Here is a 15532-nt window from a genome sequence, read left to right on the forward strand (position 1 = left end):
GCACTTCTAGCGGCAGCCCGCGCTTTGCCGGGTGTCGCTGATTCCCTTGCGCACCTCCGGCCGCGGCGAGGGAAACTCCGAGGTCAGCTTGCCCAGTGTCTCGCAGGCGGCGCGCTTTTCGCCGAGATTGCTCAAGGCTGTGGCCAGGCCCAGCAGGCTGTCCTGGGCGCGCGAGCCGGTACGACTGCGATTGTAAGTGTCATCATAGGCGACCGCGGCCTTGGCCCAGTCGCGCCGTCCCGCCAGCGACTGCGCCAGCAGGAAATTGGCATCGATGCTGCGCGGCGTGCGCGGCCCCGACAGCACCTCGCGCGCGGCCTGCTCGGCCGTCGCGTAGTCGCGCCGGGCCAGGGCGGCATTGCCTTCCTGCAGCACCAGCTCGGGGGTGCGGCGTGGCGTGGCGGTCGCGGCGGGCGCAGGCGCGGCCGGCGACGCGGCCGCCGGGGCGGCGGGGGCGGCCGGCGCACCCGGTCGCGACGCCCCGCCCGAGCTCATGCCGTCGACGCGGAACGCGAGATCGCCGATCTGCTTGGACAGGTCCTCGCCCATCCGCTGGCGCGCGTTGTCGCCTTCGTCGACGCGGCCCCGCAGGCGCCGCACCTCGTCCTCGAGGTTGCTGACCCGATCGAGCAGTTGCGCCAGCAGATCCGAACTGGCGCCGGAGGGCGGCAAGCTGCCGCGGCTGCCGAGCGAAGACGGCGCCGCCGCGGCCCCACCACCGCCACCGCCACGCGCCACCTGCTCCCGCAGCATCTGCAGGTCGCGCCGGAGTTCGGCAATCTGGTTGTTCAGCCCGATCGCCTCGCGGCTGTCGAACTGCGCATACGCCGGCACGCTCGCGACCAGGGCGAACGCGACAAGCAGGACGGCAGCAAGGACGTGCTTCATCGACGACTCCGTGCAGGGCGAAATGGCGGGTCTTCTAAGCAGGCTCGTGCGGGTTGTCACACGGATCAGGGCCAACGGAGGGCCGTGCGGTGGCTGGCACGCGGCCCCTGCAATACGGACGCAACCCGGACGGATTTTGCCTCAGGCGGAAGATCCCGGATTCGAAACTGCACAAAAGGAAACCGGCGACCCGAAGGCCGCCGGTTCCTGTAGCGTAGCAAATCGAAACCGTTGCGGATTCGATCGGGTCGAAGGTAGCGGTGAGGCCTGACGGCCTCAGCGCACCGAGGTGATGGCGTTGCGGTTCTGCGCCCAGGCCTGCTCGTTCGAGCCCAGCGCCACCGGACGATCCTTGCCGTAGCTGATCGTGGTGATGCGGGCCGCGGACACGCCCTTGGCCACCAGGTAGTCACGCGCGGCGTTGGCGCGGCGCTGGCCGAGCGCGATGTTGTATTCCTCGGTGCCGCGCTCGTCGCAGTTGCCGGCGACTTGCACGTTGTTCTGGCCGTATTGCTGCAGCCAGGCGGCCTGACGGTCCAGAGTGGAGCGGGCCTCGGCCTGCAGCGAGGACTTGTCGAAAGCGTAGAAGACGCGGTCCCCCACGTTCTTCACCAGATCCTCCTGGCTGCCCGGAACCGGGCCCGCCGTGGTGACTTGCGCGCCGGACCCGGCAGTTGCGCCCTGGTCCGTGTTCGCGCAGGCCGCAACGAGAGCGACGGCGGCGAAGGCGCCCAGCATCTTGATGTTCATCGGTGTTGCATCCCTGGAAGAGCTGCTGATCTTGACGATCTGATCATCGGCCGTACAGGCGGAGCGACGGCTCCGGTCGAAGCGCCGTTGCCAATACATGGTCGCATTAGACCGGCGGAATGAACGCGGTCAAGGATTGCTGTCATCTGGAAGGCACATGTCATCCATGAACCTATGCATCCGTACCACAGTGCCTCGCCGCTCCGCATGTTTTTTAAGCGCCCAGCGGTGACCAGGCCGGATCGGATGCATCCGTCGGTGTCGTCACCGCCCGTTCATTGAAGCCGGTGATGTCGATCGAATAGAGCCGCGCCGAGAAGCCGGAGCCACGGGCGTCGCGCGCCGGCGATTCGCGCCAGAACATGATGACGCGGCCATTCGGGGCGAAGGTCGGCCCTTCGCAGAAATAGCTCTCGGAGAGAATCCGTTCCCCCGATCCGTCCGGCCGCATCACCCCGATCGCGAAACCGCTGCCGCCGAAGCGGGTGAAGGCGATCAGGTCGCCGCGTGGCGACCAGACCGGCGTCGCGTAGCGGCCCTGGCCATAGCTGATGCGCCGCGCGCCCCCCCCGCCCGCGCTCATGACATAGAGCTGCTGATCGCCACCGCGGTCGGAGTTGAACACGATCTGCGAGCCGTCCGGGCTGAAGCAGGGCGAGACGTCGATGGCGCTGCCATCGGTCAGCCGCCGCCCGCCGCCGCCGCCCACCGGCACCTGGATGATCGCCGAGCCACCGGTGCTGGTGGTCTGCGCCATGACGACGCTGCCGCCATCCGGCGAGAACCGCGGCGAGAGGGTGATGCCGTCGAAATTGCCGAGAAGACGCTGCCGGCCGGAGCCGAGATCGAACAGGTAGACCCGCGGCCGGTTGTTCAGGTAGCTCATGAAGGCGATTTCATCGCGCGTCGGATGGAATCGCGGCGTCAGCGCCATGAAGCCGCCATCGGTCAGGAAGCGGTTGTTCTCGCCGTCCTGGTCCATGATCGCCAGCCGCTTGACGCGCCGGTCGCGCGGCCCGCTGCCGGCGATGTAGACGATGCGCGTGTCGAAATAGCCCTTCTCGCCCAGCAGGCGCTCGTAGATCACGTCGCTGATGATATGGGCGATGCGCCGCCAGTTCGACAGCGTGGTGGTATAGGCGGTGCCCTGGATCTGCTGGCCGGGCAGCACGTCCCACAGGCGGAATTCCACCCGGACCTTGTCGCCGCCCTGGCTTTCCACCCGTCCGGTCACCAGCGCCTGCGCGCCGATCGCCTTCCAGTTCTGGAAGTTCGGCACGTCGCCGCCGCCCTGCGCCTTGATGAAGGCGGCCGGGTCGATCGGCCGGAACAGCCCGGAGCGGCCGAGATTGTTGGAAATGACGCCGGCGATGTCCTGGCCGAGCCGCGCCGTGTCGCCGCCGCCCGCCACGAGCGGGGGGATGGCGATCGGAATCGGGTCGGTCCGCGCACGGTTGACGTCGATCACCGCACTGCCGGGTGCGGCATCCTGCGCCCAGGACCGTCGCGCGGCGATGGCCGGGGCAAACAGCGTCGCCGCCGTGCCGGCGATGAGGACGCGGCGGGAAGGCTTCAGGTCATCCGTCATGCTAGGTCACCTGTCCGCAGAAATCTCAGGAATCGGTCGCAACTGCCGGAGGATATCCGTGCAGCACATGCCATGATCTGTCATCGGGGTGAATTCCCGGCCGAGATCGTCTTCGTTTATGGTCTGAAACGAAACTTCAGCGTGCCCCGGCCGCCCTGGACCACTCCCTGCGGCATCGGCAGGTTGGCGCAGCGCGGGTTGAGCACCGCACGTACCGCCCGTTCGGCGAAAGCGCGGAAGCGCGGATCGCCAAGACGGCCGCGATCCTCGTCGGCCACGACCGCGTCACGTGCCACGCCCTCGCCGTCGACGGTGACCATCAGCAGCACCTGCATCTTCTCGAGGTCGAGCGCGCCGGCGTCCTTGGTCCAGCATTCCCGCACCCGCTCGCCGATGGCGCCGCGCTGGGCGGTGTTGAGCTTGTCAGTCAGCGTGCCGTTCGGGCTGCCGCCGCTGCTGCCCTGGGCGGGGTTGGCGCGCGCGGTCGGCGGCTGCTGCTGGCGCTGCAGCGCGCGCAGCCGCTCGAGCGTGTTCTCCAGCGCCGGGCTGTCAGGCGCCGGATTCTTCGTCACGTTGGGCTGGCTGGTGCGGCTCGGCGGCGCCGGGGGCGGCGGCACCCGCGGCGGAGTCGGGGCCGGCGGTTGCGGCTGCGGCGTGGGCGGCGGCGGCGCCGGGGGCGCGGGCGGCGGCGGCGGCGGCACCGGCAGCGGCGACGGCTCCGGCGAAGGCGGCGGCGGCGCGGGCGGCTGCGGCGTCGGCGGCGGCGGTTCCGGCGTGGGCGGCGGCGGGGGTGGAGGCGGCGGAGGAGGAGGAGGCGGCGGCGGCTCGACCGGCTGCGGCTTGGGCGGCTCCGGAATCGGCGGCTGCGGCGTCACCTGCGGCGCCGGCCGCGAAGAGGGCGCCGGCAGCGGGCTCGGCACGTTGGCCTTCGGCGCTTCCTGGGGCGGCCCCTGCTCGGCCGTCTCCATCGCCAGTTCCACCTCCATCAGCGGCGGCTCTTCCGGCATGCGGATATTGAGGCCGGTCACCAGCAGCAGGAAAACCAGCAGATGCAGCAGCGCCGAGACGGCGGCGCTGCGGCTGAGCGGGGTACGAGTCCGCCACCAGAACAGAAGGCGGGTCACGGGCGTGAACATGGGCAAAGCACCACCTGGCCGGGCTGTCGTCTGCCTGGCCTCAGCCGCGGCCCTGCCGGCGTGGCGCCGCGCCCACCGGGGCCGGCGCACTGGCCGGGGCCGGCGCGGTAACGGCAGGTGCCGCGCCCGGCGCCGAGGAAGCGGCCTTGCCGGAAACCTGCTCGGTCAGCAGCGAGACCTTGGTGAAGCCGCCCTGGATGATGGTGCCCATCACCTCCATCATCCGGCCATAGGTGTTGCCGCGGTCGCCGCGCACGAAGATGCGCCGGTCCTTCTGGTCCTGGGCGATCGCCTGCAGCTTGGCCACCAGTTCAGACAGTTCCACCTGCGAATCCATCAGGAACACCTGGCCCTGCGCATTCACTGAAACCTGCAGCGGCTCGTTGTCCTGGTTGATCGGGGTGGCGTTGACCTTGGGCAGGTCGACATTGACCGAGCTGCTCATCAGCGGCGCCGTCACCATGAAGATGATCAGCAGCACCAGCATGACGTCGACCAGCGGGGTCACGTTGATCTCGGCGAGCGGCCGGTAGCGGCCGCGGCCCCGTCCGGGACCCTGCAGGGATGCGGCCATCGTCGTCTCTCCTTACCTCAGGCGCGCTCCTCGCTCTGGCGCGACAGGATCGCACCGAACTCGGTGGCGAACTGTTCCAGCCGGGCAGCGAAGCGCGCGAGGTCGGTGCTGATCTTGTTGTAGGCCAGCACGGCCGGAATGGCCGCGACCAGGCCGATCGCGGTGGCGAACAGCGCCTCGGCGATGCCCGGCGCCACCACGGCGAGATTGGTGTTGTGCATCGCCGCGATCGCCGAGAACGAATGCATGATGCCCCAGACCGTGCCGAACAGGCCGACGAAGGGGGCGGTCGAGCCGACCGAGGCCAGGAAGATCATCCAGCGCTCCATCCGCTCCATCTCGCGCTGGATGGCGACGTTCATCGCCCGCTCCACCCGGTCGCGCACGCCGCTGCGGGCGACGTCGGCGCCGGCCACGCGGGCCGAACGGCGCCATTCCGCCATCGCGGCGCCAAAGACGGTCGCCATCGGATGGGTGGGCTTGGCGCCCTCGTCCTCGAACAGCTCGTCGAGGCTGCCGCCGGACCAGAACCGGTCCTCGAAGCTGTCGGCCGCCTTGTTGACCCGACGCAGGGTGGTGATCTTCTCGAACACGATCGCCCAGACCCACACGCTGGCCAGCACCAGCAGGATCATCACCAGCTTGACGACAATGTCGGCCTGCAAGAACAGGCTCAGGATCGACAGGTCGCCGGCCGCCGTTCCGATGTTCACCGCGTCAACCGCCCGGTCCAATTCCGCCATTCCCCTCAACAGCAGCGCGACCACCGGCCGCGCGCGACCTCATACAGTTGGCATTACGGCCGATTCGTGGCCTTACGAAAGCGACACCAGGGCGTCATGCCAGCGGGCCGGCACTCGCCCGGGGCGCTGGTCGGCAGCCCGCACACAGGCCAGCCGCACCTCCAGCACCGCCAGTGGTCGTTCCTCACCCTCGCGGAAGATGGACTGGCGCACCTGCACGGAGGCCGGCCGCACCGAGACCGCCCGCGTCACCACCACCAGCGCATCGTCCAGCCGCGCCGGTGCGAGATAATCCACTTCGAGACGATGCACCATGAAGATTAGGCCATGCTGTGATGCCATTTCCGCGTGCGGAACGCCGGCGTCGCGCAACGCTTCGGTTCGCGCCCGCTCGGCGAATCGCAGATAGTTGGCGTGATAGACCACCCCGCCGGCATCGGTGTCCTCGTAATAGGTACGCAAACGATAACGATGGCCGCCCGGTTGCGACGCCGATTCGTATCGTTCGCTCATTCTTCCTCTCCCAGCAGATCGAGCGTCGGCTGCGTGCCCGCGGGCGGCGGCAGCCCCAGATGCTTCCAGCCGCGCTCGCCCAGCATGCGCCCGCGGCTGGTGCGCAGCACCAGGCCCTCCTGGATCAGGAAGGGCTCCACCACGTCCTCGAGCGTGTCGCGCGCCTCGGCCAGCGCCGCCGCCAGCGTCTCCACCCCGACCGGGCCGCCATGGTGGTGCTCGGCGATGCGGCGCAGATAGCGCCGGTCCATGGCATCGAGCCCCAGCCGGTCCACCTCCAGCCGCCGCAGCGCGGCGTCGGCGGTCGGGCGGTCCACCGGATCGTCGCCCTGCACCAGGGCGAAGTCGCGCACCCGCCGCAGCAGCCGCCCGGCGATGCGCGGCGTGCCGCGGCTGCGCCGGGCGATCTCCGACGCGCCCTCCGGCGTCAGGCCGAAGCCCAGCTTCTGCGCGCCGCGGCGCACGATCAGTTCCAGTTCCTCCGGCGTGTAGAACACCAGGCGCAGCGGGATGCCGAATCGATCCCGCAACGGAGTCGCGAGCAGCCCCGCCCGCGTGGTGGCGCCCACCAGGGTGAAGGGCGCGAGGTCGATGCGCACGCTGCGCGCCGCCGGCCCTTCTCCGATGATCAGGTCGAGCTGGAAATCCTCCATCGCCGGATAAAGGACTTCCTCGATCGCCGGCTGCAGCCGGTGGATCTCGTCGATGAACAGCACGTCGCGCGGCTGCAGGTTGGTCAGGATCGCCGCGAGGTCGCCGGCGCGCTGGATCACCGGGCCGGAGGTGGCGCGGAAGCCGACGCCCAGCTCGCGCGCCACGATCTGCGCCAGCGTGGTCTTGCCCAGGCCGGGCGGACCGTGCAGCAGCACGTGGTCCAGCGCCTCGCCGCGGGCGCGCGCGGCCTGGATGAAGATGGACAGGTTCTCCCGCGACGCCTTCTGGCCGATGAACTCGGCGAGCGTCTGCGGCCGCAACGATGCCTCGGCGGCATCCTCCTCGGCGCGCGCGGGGGAGACGGGGCGATCGTCCTTGCTCACCTTGCCAGTTCCTTCAGGCCCTCGCGGATCACCGCGTCCAGCGCCGCGTCATCGCCCAGCCGCTGCATCACCCGCTCCAGCGCCGCCGCCGCCTCCGGCCGGCGGTAGCCCAGGTTCAACAGGGCGGACAGCGCATCCGCCTCCACCCCGCCGACCGGCGGCGGCAGCACCGGCGAGAAGCCGACCCCCACCGGCATGCCGCCAGCCTTCTCGCGCAATTCCGTCAGCAGCCGCACCGCGAGCTTCGCCCCCACGCCCTGCGCCCGCGTCAGCGAGCCGCGGTCGCCCGCCTGGATCGCCCCCACCAGATCGCGTGGCGAGAGGGCGGAGAGGATATTCAGCGCCACCCGCGCCCCCACCCCCTGCACCGTGGTCAGCAGCCGGAACCATTCCCGCTCGGCGGCCTCGGCGAAGCCGAACAGGGTGATGGCGTCTTCCCGCACCTGGGTCTCGACCAGCACGGTGGCGATCTCGCCGGCCGGCAGCATGGCCAGGGTGCGGGTGGAGGCCTGCACCAGATAGCCGACGCCGTTCACGTCGATGACGCAGCGATCGGCCTCGATCTGCTCGACCCGGCCACGGAGCTGCGCGATCATCGCACCCCTGCCCAGCGCCGCGCCGTCGCGCGGTGATGCGCATGGCAGATCGCCACCGCCAGCGCATCCGCCGCGTCCGCGCGCCGGATCAGCGCCCCCGGCAGCAACCGGCGCACCATCATCTGCACCTGATCCTTGCTCGCGGCGCCGGTGCCGACCACCGACTGCTTCACCGCCATGGCGCCGTACTCCGCCACCGAGATCCCCGCCAGCGCCGGCACCAGCAACGCCACCCCGCGCGCATAGCCAAGCTTGAGCGTGGAGGCACCGTTGCGGTTGACATAGGTCTCCTCCACCGCCGCCTCCTGCGGGTGATACTCGGCGATCAGCGCGGTCAGCCCCTCGTGCAGCCGGCGCAGCCGCTCCGGCACCGGATCGTCCGAATCGGTGGGGATCACCCCGTCGCCGAGATGACGCAACCGGTTGCCATCGGCCTCCACCAGCCCCCAGCCGGTGAAGCGCAACCCAGGATCGATGCCGAGCAGGCAGACCAGCGTCGCCTCCCCTCAGCCCGAGAGCTTCGCCAGCACGGCTTCGGGAATGTCGAAATTGGCATAGACGTTCTGCACGTCGTCATTGTCCTCCAGCACGTCGAGCAGCTTCAGCAGCGACGCCGCCTTCTCCTCGTCCAGCGTCACCGTGGTGGCCGGGCGCCATTCCACCTTCGCCTCCTCGGGCGAGCCGAACTTCGCCTCCAGCGCATCGCGCACGGGGAAGAAGCTGTCGGCGGCACAGGTCACCTCGTGCCCGTCCGGACCGCTCTCGACATTGTCCGCCCCCGCCTCGATCGCCGCCTCCAGCATCGAATCCTCGTCCGCCACCGATGCCGGATAGCGCACCACCCCGAGCCGCGAGAACAGAAAAGAAACGCTGTTGGTCTCGCCCAGCGCCCCGCCATGCTTGGCGAAGGCCGAGCGGACATCGGCGGCGGTGCGGTTGCGGTTGTCGGTCAGCGCCTCGATGATCACCGCGACGCCGGCGGGGCCGTAGCCCTCGTAGCGGACCTCCGCGTAGTCGTCGCCCGCGCCAGCCCCGACCGCCTTCTTGATGGCCCGGTCCACCGTGTCCTTGGGCATGTTGGCCTGGCGCGCCGCCATGACCGCCGCGCGCAGGCGCGGGTTGGAGGCAGGATCCGGCAGGCCGCTGCGCGCGGCAACCGTGATCTCGCGGATCAACCGGGCGAAGGCGCGCGCGCGCTTGGCGTCCTGCGCGCCCTTCCGGTGCATGATGTTCTTGAACTGCGAATGGCCTGCCATGATCGTTCCCCGGGGCTGAAAACCGCGCAAGACGACCGCGACGGGAGAGCCGGGGCGCTGCCCCGGACCCCGGCAGGAGGCTCCGCCTCCTGCACCTCCGCCAAGGGCTTCGCCCTTGGAACCCGTTCACGAAGGAATGGGGTCCAGGGGCCTCGGGCCCCTGGCGGGTGCAGGGCAGAGCCCTGCCGGGTCCAGGGCAGCGCCCTGGCCTTCCCGTCGCGGTCGTTCGGAGGGCTTCTACACTGCCGGCATGGTCTGCGACAGCCGCCCGCCCACGCGCAGCGGCTCGATGCGCTTCGCCAGGCCGGTGATGTCGTCCACCTCGACGAAAGTGCCGCACAGGGTGCACTCGCCCTCGGCCGGGCTGAGGCGCTCGCCCGGCATCTTCCGCCAGAACCGGGCCGCCGCTACTTCCTTCTGCATGCCGATGACGCTGTCATAGTCGCCACACATGCCCACTTCCGACTGGAACGCGGTGCCGCCGGGCAGGATCTGGTGATCGGCCGAGGGGCAGTGGGTGTGGGTGCCGACGATCAGGCTGGCCTGGCCGTCGAAGGAATGGCCGAACGCCATCTTCTCGCTGGTGGCCTCGGCATGGACGTCGATGATGACGGCGGCGCAGTTCACGCCGATGCGGTGCTTGGACAGCTCCACCGCGGTGGCGCGGAACGGGCAGTCGAGCGCATCCATGAACAGCCGGCCCATCACCGTCATCACCAGCACGCGGTGGCCGCCACGCAGCACCACCACCACGCTGCCCGCGCCCGGGGTGCCGGGCGGGAAGTTCATCGGCCGCAACAACCGCGGCGTCTCGGCGATGTAGGGGATGATCTCCTTGCGGTCCCAGGCATGGTTGCCGAGCGTGATCACGTCGGCGCCGGCGGCGAAGAAGGCACGCGCCATTTCCGGCGACAGCCCGAATCCGTGCGAGGCATTCTCGGCATTCACCACCGCCATGTCGATGCGCAGTTGCTCGCGCAGGCCGGGCAGCCGCTTCACCACGGCATCCCGGCCGGTGCGCCCGACCACGTCGCCCAGGAACAGAATCCGCATCTAGTCTCCGCTGCAGGGAATCACGCCGCGCTCGGTGGCGATCGCGTGCAATCTGGCGTCGTAGTCATCCGCCGGCACCACGTCCACCTCCTGGCAGGCATAGGCGCATCCGATCGCGATCGCACCGGGTAGGCCGGCCAGGGTACGATCGTAATAGCCGCCACCATAGCCGAGGCGCCGCCCGGTCCGGTCGAAGGCCAGCAGCGGCACCAGCAGCCAGTCCGGACGCACCACTGCCCCGGTCGGGCGCGCGGTGCCGAATCGTTCGGGCAGCAGCGCCATGCCGGGATGCCACAGACGGAAGATCAGCGGGTTGCCGCGGGGCGGCGTCTCGGGCAGCGCGACCGCATGGCCGCGCGCGTGCAGGGCTTCCAGCAAGGGGCGGATGTCGATCTCCGGCCCCATCGGCCAGAAGCCGGACACCACCGCCCCCGGACCGGGCGGCATCGCCTGCAGCACATGCGCGGACAGCGCCGTGCCCGCCGCGGGATCGGCACCCGCCCGGACGGCGTGCATCCGGCGGCGCAAATCCCGCTTGGCGGCGGCGAGATCAGGAAAGGAACTGTGCGGAGCCGCCATGGCCGTTGGCGTACCACCCTCCCAAGGCCCGCGTGAGCAGGTGGGCGCCGGGTACCATGACCACGATCACGGCAGTGCCAGCTCCCGGAGGATGCTTATCGGCCCCGGGGATGAAAAGCCTGACGCACCGGGCAGCCCCGCATCCCCAACTTAGGGACGCTCCATGCTGTCCGCAATCTCCTCCGCGCGTTTGGCGAGATCGCCGAGCCGTTTCGTCGTCGCGGCATCGACCGCCGGCTCGGCCGTGGTACGGATCGCCGAGGTGCGCTTCACCAGCGCCCGGAGCTGTTCGAGCTCGGCGCGGATATCGTGGATCTCGTCGGCCATCAGCAGCGAGGCCAGCAGCAGCAGCCGCGACTCGCCCGAGGGGCCGCCGAGCGCCTTGATGCTGTCGATCCGGCTGTCCACCTGCGCGGCCATGGCCTGCAGGTGGGCTTCCTGCCCGTCTTCGCATCCGACCGTATAGACGTAGCCGTTGACCTTCACCGTGACCTGCGCCAAGGCAGTCTCCTTTCCTGCTGGATCCGGCCTTTCCTATGCCGGCACCCGCCGACAGCCCCATTCAGACCGGACTTCTGTCCAGCGCAGCGCGCAGCTTCGCGATCAGCACATCAAGCCGCTGCGCGATTTCTCGCACATCGGCTGAAGAACCGGCAGCCGGCGGCGCGGCGGGCCGCTGTGCCAACACAGCGATACGCTCCAGCGCCACCTCAAGTCGCGCCGCCGCATCGGCCGGGTCGTCGGAATCCATCTACTCAAGCCCTCCGGCGCTCCGGTGAGGCTTGAGTTTCAAGCGCCGAAGGACTTGAACGTCAAGCATGATCCTCCATCCGGCGGTCATGGTCCATGGGCTGGACCACGGGCGCATGGCCCTGCAATACAGCCGTCCTGCCACCCTGGTTTCCGCGCCGGGCGCGGCTTCCTTCGGCGGTTGCCTGTGGTGGCATGCCATGGTCGAACATCTTCGGCGCGAATTCCCCCTGGTTGAATTCTCCGCGATCCTGGATTGCGCCGATTCGCCCGGGCAGGCGATGGCGGCGCTGCGGGTCGGCGAACGCCGGCTCGTGCTCGATCCGCGGTGCCCCGCCTTCGCAACGGTTTCAGCCGTGGCCGCCCCGCTCGGCGCGACGATCCTGGAACGGGCGCCCCCCGCGCTCGACCTGGGCTTTCCCGGCGCCGCGTGGCATCTCGATGCATGGCTTCGGGGTGACAGGACCGTGCCAGTGAGCTAGGACCGCCGCCATCCGGAGAGCCGAGCCAGAAGGAGGCCGCCATGCGCATCACGCAGCGCGTCAAGAAGATCCTGGACTGCTACGAGAGCGACAACCCCGGCACCAAGGCCAACCTGGCCCGCATCCTGATGGAGGGTAAGCTCGGCGGCACCGGCAAGCTGGTGATCCTGCCGGTCGACCAGGGCTTCGAACACGGCCCCGCCCGCAGTTTCGCCCCCAACCCGCCGGCCTACGATCCGCATTATCATTTCCAGCTCGCCGTCGAGGCGGGGCTGTCCGCTTACGCGGCGCCGCTCGGCATGATCGAGGCCGGCGCGGCCAGCTATGCCGGCGCCATCCCGACCATCCTGAAGGTGAACAGCTCCAACAGCCTCGCCACCACCAAGGACCAGGCGGTCACCGGCAGCGTCAGCGACGCGCTGCGGCTCGGCTGCTCGGCAATCGGCTTCACCATCTATCCGGGCAGCGAATACGCCTTCGACCAGATGGAAGAGCTGCGCGAGCTGACCGAGGAAGCCAAGGCCGCCGGCCTCGCCGTGGTGGTGTGGAGCTATCCGCGCGGCCCGCTGCTCGACAAGGCCGGCGAGACCGCGCTCGACATCTGCGCCTATGCCGCGCACATAGCCGCGCTGCTCGGCGCGCACATCATCAAGGTGAAGCCGCCCACCGACGTGGTCAGCCTCGACGCCGCCAAGAAGACCTACCAGACCTACGACATCGACCGCTCCACCATGGCGAAGCGCATCGAGCACGTGGTGCAGGCCTGCTTCGGCGGCAAGCGCATCGTGGTGTTCTCCGGCGGCGAGACCAGTGACGCGGAAGGGCTGTACGAAACCATCCGTGGCCTGCGCGACGGCGGCGCCAACGGCTCGATCATCGGCCGCAACACCTTCCAGCGGCCCAAGGCCGAAGCATTGGCGATGCTGAACAAGATCATCGAAATCTACCAGGGGAAGGCCTGACCCCCATGTCGGCGGCGCAGGATCGGTGCCGGCTCTATCTGATCACGCCGCCCGTCCTCGAGCCGGTCGGCTTCGCTGACACGCTCGCCCGCGCATTGGACGCGGACGACGTGGCGGCGTTGCAGATCCGGCTCAAGGACCTGCCTGACGACGCGCTGCGACGAGCCATCGACGTGCTGCGGCCGGTGGCGCAGGCCCGCGGCGTCGCGGTGATCCTGAACGACCGGCCCGACCTCGCCGTCGCCCATGGCTGCGACGGCGCCCATGTCGGCCAGGACGACACCGCGGCACTGGTTGCCCGCAAGATCCTCGGCGACCTGATGCTGGGGGTGACCTGCCATGACAGCCGCCATCTCGCCATGGAGGCGGGCGAGGCCGGCGCCGACTACGTCGCCTTCGGCGCCTTCTTCCCCACCACCACCAAGCAGGCCCCGACCCGCGCCGAACCGGAAATCCTGCGCTGGTGGTCGGGCGTGATGGAACTGCCCTCTGTCGCGATCGGCGGCATCACCCCGGCCAACTGCGCCCCGCTGGTCCAGGCCGGGGCGGATTTCCTCGCCGTGACGGGCGCGGTCTGGAACCATCCGGACGGTCCGGTCGCGGGCGTGCGGGCAATGAACGCCGCCATCGCCGCGGCCGAGCGGGACCTGCCGCCGGCGGGGCCGGCCGGGATCCAGCCGACGCAGGGGGAGTGAAGCGGAAAATACGCTTCAGGAACAATCGGTCAGACGCGTTCGCTGGCAGCGATGGCCATGCGGCACCCGGCCTTGATGAGGGTGTACATCACCCGGTACCCCGGTGCGTCCTCGGCGCCATGGGCGAGGCCGATGTCGCGGTGTTCCAGTTCTTCGGCGCGGAAGGTCTCGATGGTGCCGCGTAGCTCCGCCTCGTCCTCGCCGAGCTCCGCTGCCTGCCCGGCATAGTGCTCGTCGATCGCTTCCTCCACCGCCACCGTGCAGGCCATGGCCGCACGCGGCCCCAGCGCGGCCGTCACCGCCCCCAGCGCGAAGCCCGCCACGTGCCAGAGCGGCAGCAGCGCCGTCGGCCGCACCCGCCTTGCCACCACCAGCTCTGAAAAACGGTCGAGATGCGCCTGTTCCTGCTGCTTCATGTGACGCAGCAGTTCACCTTGCTCACGGCGCCCGAGCACGGCGAGTTGGCCCTGGTAGATGCGCTTCGCCCCGTACTCCCCGGCATGGTCCACGCGGATGATGCGCTCGATCGTTTCACGCGCGGTGGGATCACCCGGCAGCCGGCCGGCAGCGGTTTCGCTCATGCGGCACTCCTTCTGCTTCGCAACAGGAATGTGGCGATGCCGCCGGAGAAGGCCAGGGCCACGATCAGGTTCAGCGCGGCGGTCGAAAGCGGCAGGCCGGGGATCAGATAGGTCGGCTCGTCACAGGGCTTGGCCGGGCGTTCCGGCAAGGCCGCCAACTGGTCGGCGATCGAGCCATGAGTCAGGCGCGGCGCCGCGCATTCCGGCAGCGGGCTTGGCCACCACCGCGCCTCGACGCCGAGATGCACCGCGGCGATCAGCGCACCGGCGAACACCACCACGCCGAGCAGCGCCAGCGCCGCCCGCGCCCAGCGCGGCGGCAGCAGCACCCCGATCAGGCCAATGCCGAGGGCGATGCGATAGGGCCAGCGCTCCAGCAGGCACAGCGCACAGGGGACCAGACCGGCGAAAATCTCGGCCGCGAACGCCACGCCCAGGGCGACCGCCGCGACCAGCGCACTCAGCGCCAGGGCGGCGCGAAGCGGGGGAATCGTCAACGTCATGCGCTGACCTATGGCCCGGCTGCGTGCGCTGGGCAACTCGCGTGGGCGGGGCGTTGCCCCGCACCCGACCAGGAGGCTTCGCCTCCTGGACCCCCACCAAGGGCTTCGCCCTTGGAACCCATAACTCTGTGCCGCGCAGCGAGAATGGGATCCAAGGGCCTTGTGGCCCTTGGCAGGTCCAGGGCGGAGCCCTGGCCTTCCTGAAGCTAATACAACCCTTTGGCCAGCCGTGCCGGAGCCGAACGGTCGTATTCCTCTCCGCCGACCCGCCCCGCGCTCAGGGCGGCGAGGATGGTGCCATTGCTGGGCAGCGCCGTGCGCGCGACATGGCGGGACGCATCCCACAGCGAGGCGCGCATCAGTGCCCGCGCGCACTGGAAGAACACGGTTTCCACCCGCACCACCAGCACGCTGCGCGGCGGCTTCCCGCCGACCTCGAAACGCGCCAGCAGGTCCGGATCGACCGAGATCTCCGCGCGGCCGTTCACCCGCAGGGTCTCGTTCACACCCGGTATGAGAAAAAGCAGTGCAACCCTTGAATCTGCAAGAATATTACGCAGGCTGTCGATGCGGTTGTTACCCGGCCGGTCCGGCAGCAGCAGGGTATGCGGGTCGCCGATGGCGACGAAGCCGGGACCATCGCCGCGCGGCGAGACGTCCAGGCCGTCCCGGCCCGACGTGGCCAGCGCCACGAAGGGCGCGGCCCGCACGAACTCCTGGTACAGGGGGTGGAGGTGATCCACCTCCTTCGCGATCGAGGCCGGTACCGGCGCCCCGTACAAGGCCGCCAGCGCCGCTTCGTCGCGGATCACGTGGTCGGTCGGCATGTGTCCCCCCCCTTCGTTG

At 69.8% G+C, this 15532-nt stretch carries 21 protein-coding genes and 1 other RNA gene; 3 read left to right on the plus strand and 19 right to left on the minus strand.

Translation table 11 applies throughout. The features are described from left to right. Positions 1–6: 6 nt before the first annotated feature. The 16 genes from NBY65_RS27055 to NBY65_RS27130 all read right to left on the minus strand — a co-directional run bounded on the left by NBY65_RS27055 (position 7) and on the right by NBY65_RS27130 (position 11464). Entirely contained in the window at positions 7–888 is an 882-nt protein-coding gene (locus NBY65_RS27055) for a tetratricopeptide repeat protein (protein ID WP_150045363.1), read from the minus strand. Positions 889–1164: 276 nt separating this feature from the next. After that, on the minus strand, positions 1165–1638 hold the full coding sequence (gene pal, locus NBY65_RS27060; protein ID WP_150045362.1) for a peptidoglycan-associated lipoprotein Pal: 474 nt from the start codon (positions 1636–1638) through the stop codon (positions 1165–1167). A gap of 214 nt (positions 1639–1852) precedes the next feature. Further along, positions 1853–3226, minus strand: a complete 1374-nt coding sequence (tolB, locus tag NBY65_RS27065) for a Tol-Pal system beta propeller repeat protein TolB (RefSeq protein WP_150045361.1) — start codon at positions 3224–3226, stop codon at positions 1853–1855. A gap of 116 nt (positions 3227–3342) precedes the next feature. Continuing rightward, positions 3343–4362, minus strand: a complete 1020-nt coding sequence (locus NBY65_RS33930) for a hypothetical protein (protein WP_284347521.1) — start codon at positions 4360–4362, stop codon at positions 3343–3345. Positions 4363–4402: 40 nt separating this feature from the next. Then, on the minus strand, positions 4403–4936 hold the full coding sequence (gene tolR / locus NBY65_RS27075) for a protein TolR (RefSeq protein WP_150044382.1): 534 nt from the start codon (positions 4934–4936) through the stop codon (positions 4403–4405). A 17-nt stretch (positions 4937–4953) separates the two neighbouring features. Further along, entirely contained in the window at positions 4954–5679 is a 726-nt protein-coding gene (tolQ, locus tag NBY65_RS27080) for a protein TolQ (RefSeq protein WP_150044384.1), read from the minus strand. A 72-nt stretch (positions 5680–5751) separates the two neighbouring features. Continuing rightward, positions 5752–6192 (minus strand): tol-pal system-associated acyl-CoA thioesterase, encoded by a 441-nt coding sequence (gene ybgC, locus NBY65_RS27085; RefSeq protein WP_150044386.1) that lies wholly within the window; start codon positions 6190–6192, stop codon positions 5752–5754. Continuing rightward, positions 6189–7229, minus strand: coding sequence for a Holliday junction branch migration DNA helicase RuvB (ruvB, locus tag NBY65_RS27090; RefSeq protein ID WP_150044388.1), 1041 nt, complete (start codon positions 7227–7229; stop codon positions 6189–6191). Before ruvB ends, ybgC begins: the two co-directional genes overlap by 4 nt. Then, positions 7226–7825: a Holliday junction branch migration protein RuvA gene (ruvA, locus tag NBY65_RS27095; protein WP_150044390.1), complete on the minus strand. Its 600-nt coding sequence runs from the start codon at positions 7823–7825 to the stop codon at positions 7226–7228. The genes ruvB and ruvA overlap by 4 nt, the downstream gene beginning before the upstream one ends. Further along, positions 7822–8319 carry a crossover junction endodeoxyribonuclease RuvC gene (gene ruvC, locus NBY65_RS27100; RefSeq protein ID WP_150044393.1) on the minus strand — a complete coding sequence of 166 codons (498 nt, stop codon included), beginning with the start codon at positions 8317–8319 and terminating at the stop codon, positions 7822–7824. Before ruvC ends, ruvA begins: the two co-directional genes overlap by 4 nt. Before the next feature lie 12 nt (positions 8320–8331). Next, a complete protein-coding gene (locus tag NBY65_RS27105) occupies positions 8332–9081 on the minus strand; it encodes a YebC/PmpR family DNA-binding transcriptional regulator (protein WP_150044395.1) in 750 nt (249 codons plus the stop codon). 237 nt (positions 9082–9318) lie between these two features. Next, positions 9319–10134 (minus strand): TIGR00282 family metallophosphoesterase, encoded by an 816-nt coding sequence (locus NBY65_RS27110; protein ID WP_150044397.1) that lies wholly within the window; start codon positions 10132–10134, stop codon positions 9319–9321. Continuing rightward, the gene (locus tag NBY65_RS27115) at positions 10135–10713 is read right to left on the minus strand and encodes a 5-formyltetrahydrofolate cyclo-ligase (protein WP_150044399.1); all 579 of its coding nucleotides are present in this window, start codon (positions 10711–10713) and stop codon (positions 10135–10137) included. Next, a non-coding RNA gene (ssrS, locus tag NBY65_RS27120) (6S RNA) lies at positions 10700–10854 on the minus strand. Before ssrS ends, NBY65_RS27115 begins: the two co-directional genes overlap by 14 nt. A 9-nt stretch (positions 10855–10863) precedes the next feature. Beyond that, a complete protein-coding gene (locus NBY65_RS27125; protein ID WP_150044401.1) occupies positions 10864–11214 on the minus strand; it encodes a cell division protein ZapA in 351 nt (116 codons plus the stop codon). A gap of 61 nt (positions 11215–11275) precedes the next feature. Next, positions 11276–11464 carry a hypothetical protein gene (locus NBY65_RS27130; protein ID WP_150044403.1) on the minus strand — a complete coding sequence of 63 codons (189 nt, stop codon included), beginning with the start codon at positions 11462–11464 and terminating at the stop codon, positions 11276–11278. A gap of 67 nt (positions 11465–11531) precedes the next feature. On the opposite strand from NBY65_RS27130, the gene NBY65_RS27135 reads away from it, so the two are divergent. From NBY65_RS27135 to thiE, 3 genes are read left to right on the plus strand one after another with little or no spacing between them, the layout of a single operon-like run. Beyond that, positions 11532–11945, plus strand: coding sequence for a hypothetical protein (locus NBY65_RS27135; protein ID WP_150044405.1), 414 nt, complete (start codon positions 11532–11534; stop codon positions 11943–11945). Positions 11946–11986: 41 nt separating this feature from the next. Further along, the gene (locus tag NBY65_RS27140) at positions 11987–12907 is read left to right on the plus strand and encodes a class I fructose-bisphosphate aldolase (RefSeq protein ID WP_150044407.1); all 921 of its coding nucleotides are present in this window, start codon (positions 11987–11989) and stop codon (positions 12905–12907) included. A 5-nt stretch (positions 12908–12912) separates the two neighbouring features. Further along, positions 12913–13602 carry a thiamine phosphate synthase gene (gene thiE / locus NBY65_RS27145; protein WP_150044409.1) on the plus strand — a complete coding sequence of 230 codons (690 nt, stop codon included), beginning with the start codon at positions 12913–12915 and terminating at the stop codon, positions 13600–13602. Positions 13603–13631: 29 nt separating this feature from the next. Here the strand turns inward: thiE and NBY65_RS27150 are convergent, their stop codons facing one another. From NBY65_RS27150 to NBY65_RS27160, 3 genes are all read right to left on the minus strand, one after another. Continuing rightward, on the minus strand, positions 13632–14183 hold the full coding sequence (locus tag NBY65_RS27150) for a demethoxyubiquinone hydroxylase family protein (RefSeq protein ID WP_150044411.1): 552 nt from the start codon (positions 14181–14183) through the stop codon (positions 13632–13634). Then, positions 14180–14686, minus strand: a complete 507-nt coding sequence (locus NBY65_RS27155) for a disulfide bond formation protein B (RefSeq protein ID WP_150044413.1) — start codon at positions 14684–14686, stop codon at positions 14180–14182. The genes NBY65_RS27150 and NBY65_RS27155 overlap by 4 nt, the downstream gene beginning before the upstream one ends. A 206-nt stretch (positions 14687–14892) precedes the next feature. Next, complete coding sequence (locus tag NBY65_RS27160; RefSeq protein WP_150044416.1) at positions 14893–15513, minus strand: pyridoxamine 5'-phosphate oxidase family protein; 621 nt, start codon at positions 15511–15513, stop codon at positions 14893–14895. Between the last annotated feature and the right edge of the window lie 19 nt (positions 15514–15532).

The organism is Rhodovastum atsumiense (assembly GCF_937425535.1).
GTDB classification, from domain to species: Bacteria; Pseudomonadota; Alphaproteobacteria; order Acetobacterales; family Acetobacteraceae; genus Rhodovastum; species Rhodovastum atsumiense.

What these genes read in the sequence shown, in the direction of transcription:
- NBY65_RS27055 (WP_150045363.1), bottom strand. Translation starts at nt 888, where the DNA reads ATGAAGCACGTCCTTGCTGCCGTCCTGCTTGTCGCGTTCGCCCTGGTC.
- pal (WP_150045362.1), bottom strand. Translation starts at nt 1,638, where the DNA reads ATGAACATCAAGATGCTGGGCGCCTTCGCCGCCGTCGCTCTCGTTGCG.
- tolB (WP_150045361.1), bottom strand. Translation starts at nt 3,226, where the DNA reads ATGACGGATGACCTGAAGCCTTCCCGCCGCGTCCTCATCGCCGGCACG.
- NBY65_RS33930 (WP_284347521.1), bottom strand. Translation starts at nt 4,362, where the DNA reads ATGTTCACGCCCGTGACCCGCCTTCTGTTCTGGTGGCGGACTCGTACC.
- tolR (WP_150044382.1), bottom strand. Translation starts at nt 4,936, where the DNA reads ATGGCCGCATCCCTGCAGGGTCCCGGACGGGGCCGCGGCCGCTACCGG.
- tolQ (WP_150044384.1), bottom strand. Translation starts at nt 5,679, where the DNA reads ATGGCGGAATTGGACCGGGCGGTTGACGCGGTGAACATCGGAACGGCG.
- ybgC (WP_150044386.1), bottom strand. Translation starts at nt 6,192, where the DNA reads ATGAGCGAACGATACGAATCGGCGTCGCAACCGGGCGGCCATCGTTAT.
- ruvA (WP_150044390.1), bottom strand. Translation starts at nt 7,825, where the DNA reads ATGATCGCGCAGCTCCGTGGCCGGGTCGAGCAGATCGAGGCCGATCGC.
- NBY65_RS27105 (WP_150044395.1), bottom strand. Translation starts at nt 9,081, where the DNA reads ATGGCAGGCCATTCGCAGTTCAAGAACATCATGCACCGGAAGGGCGCG.
- NBY65_RS27110 (WP_150044397.1), bottom strand. Translation starts at nt 10,134, where the DNA reads ATGCGGATTCTGTTCCTGGGCGACGTGGTCGGGCGCACCGGCCGGGAT.
- NBY65_RS27115 (WP_150044399.1), bottom strand. Translation starts at nt 10,713, where the DNA reads ATGGCGGCTCCGCACAGTTCCTTTCCTGATCTCGCCGCCGCCAAGCGG.
- NBY65_RS27130 (WP_150044403.1), bottom strand. Translation starts at nt 11,464, where the DNA reads ATGGATTCCGACGACCCGGCCGATGCGGCGGCGCGACTTGAGGTGGCG.
- NBY65_RS27135 (WP_150044405.1), top strand. Translation starts at nt 11,532, where the DNA reads ATGATCCTCCATCCGGCGGTCATGGTCCATGGGCTGGACCACGGGCGC.
- NBY65_RS27140 (WP_150044407.1), top strand. Translation starts at nt 11,987, where the DNA reads ATGCGCATCACGCAGCGCGTCAAGAAGATCCTGGACTGCTACGAGAGC.
- thiE (WP_150044409.1), top strand. Translation starts at nt 12,913, where the DNA reads ATGTCGGCGGCGCAGGATCGGTGCCGGCTCTATCTGATCACGCCGCCC.
- NBY65_RS27150 (WP_150044411.1), bottom strand. Translation starts at nt 14,183, where the DNA reads ATGAGCGAAACCGCTGCCGGCCGGCTGCCGGGTGATCCCACCGCGCGT.
- NBY65_RS27155 (WP_150044413.1), bottom strand. Translation starts at nt 14,686, where the DNA reads ATGACGTTGACGATTCCCCCGCTTCGCGCCGCCCTGGCGCTGAGTGCG.
- NBY65_RS27160 (WP_150044416.1), bottom strand. Translation starts at nt 15,513, where the DNA reads ATGCCGACCGACCACGTGATCCGCGACGAAGCGGCGCTGGCGGCCTTG.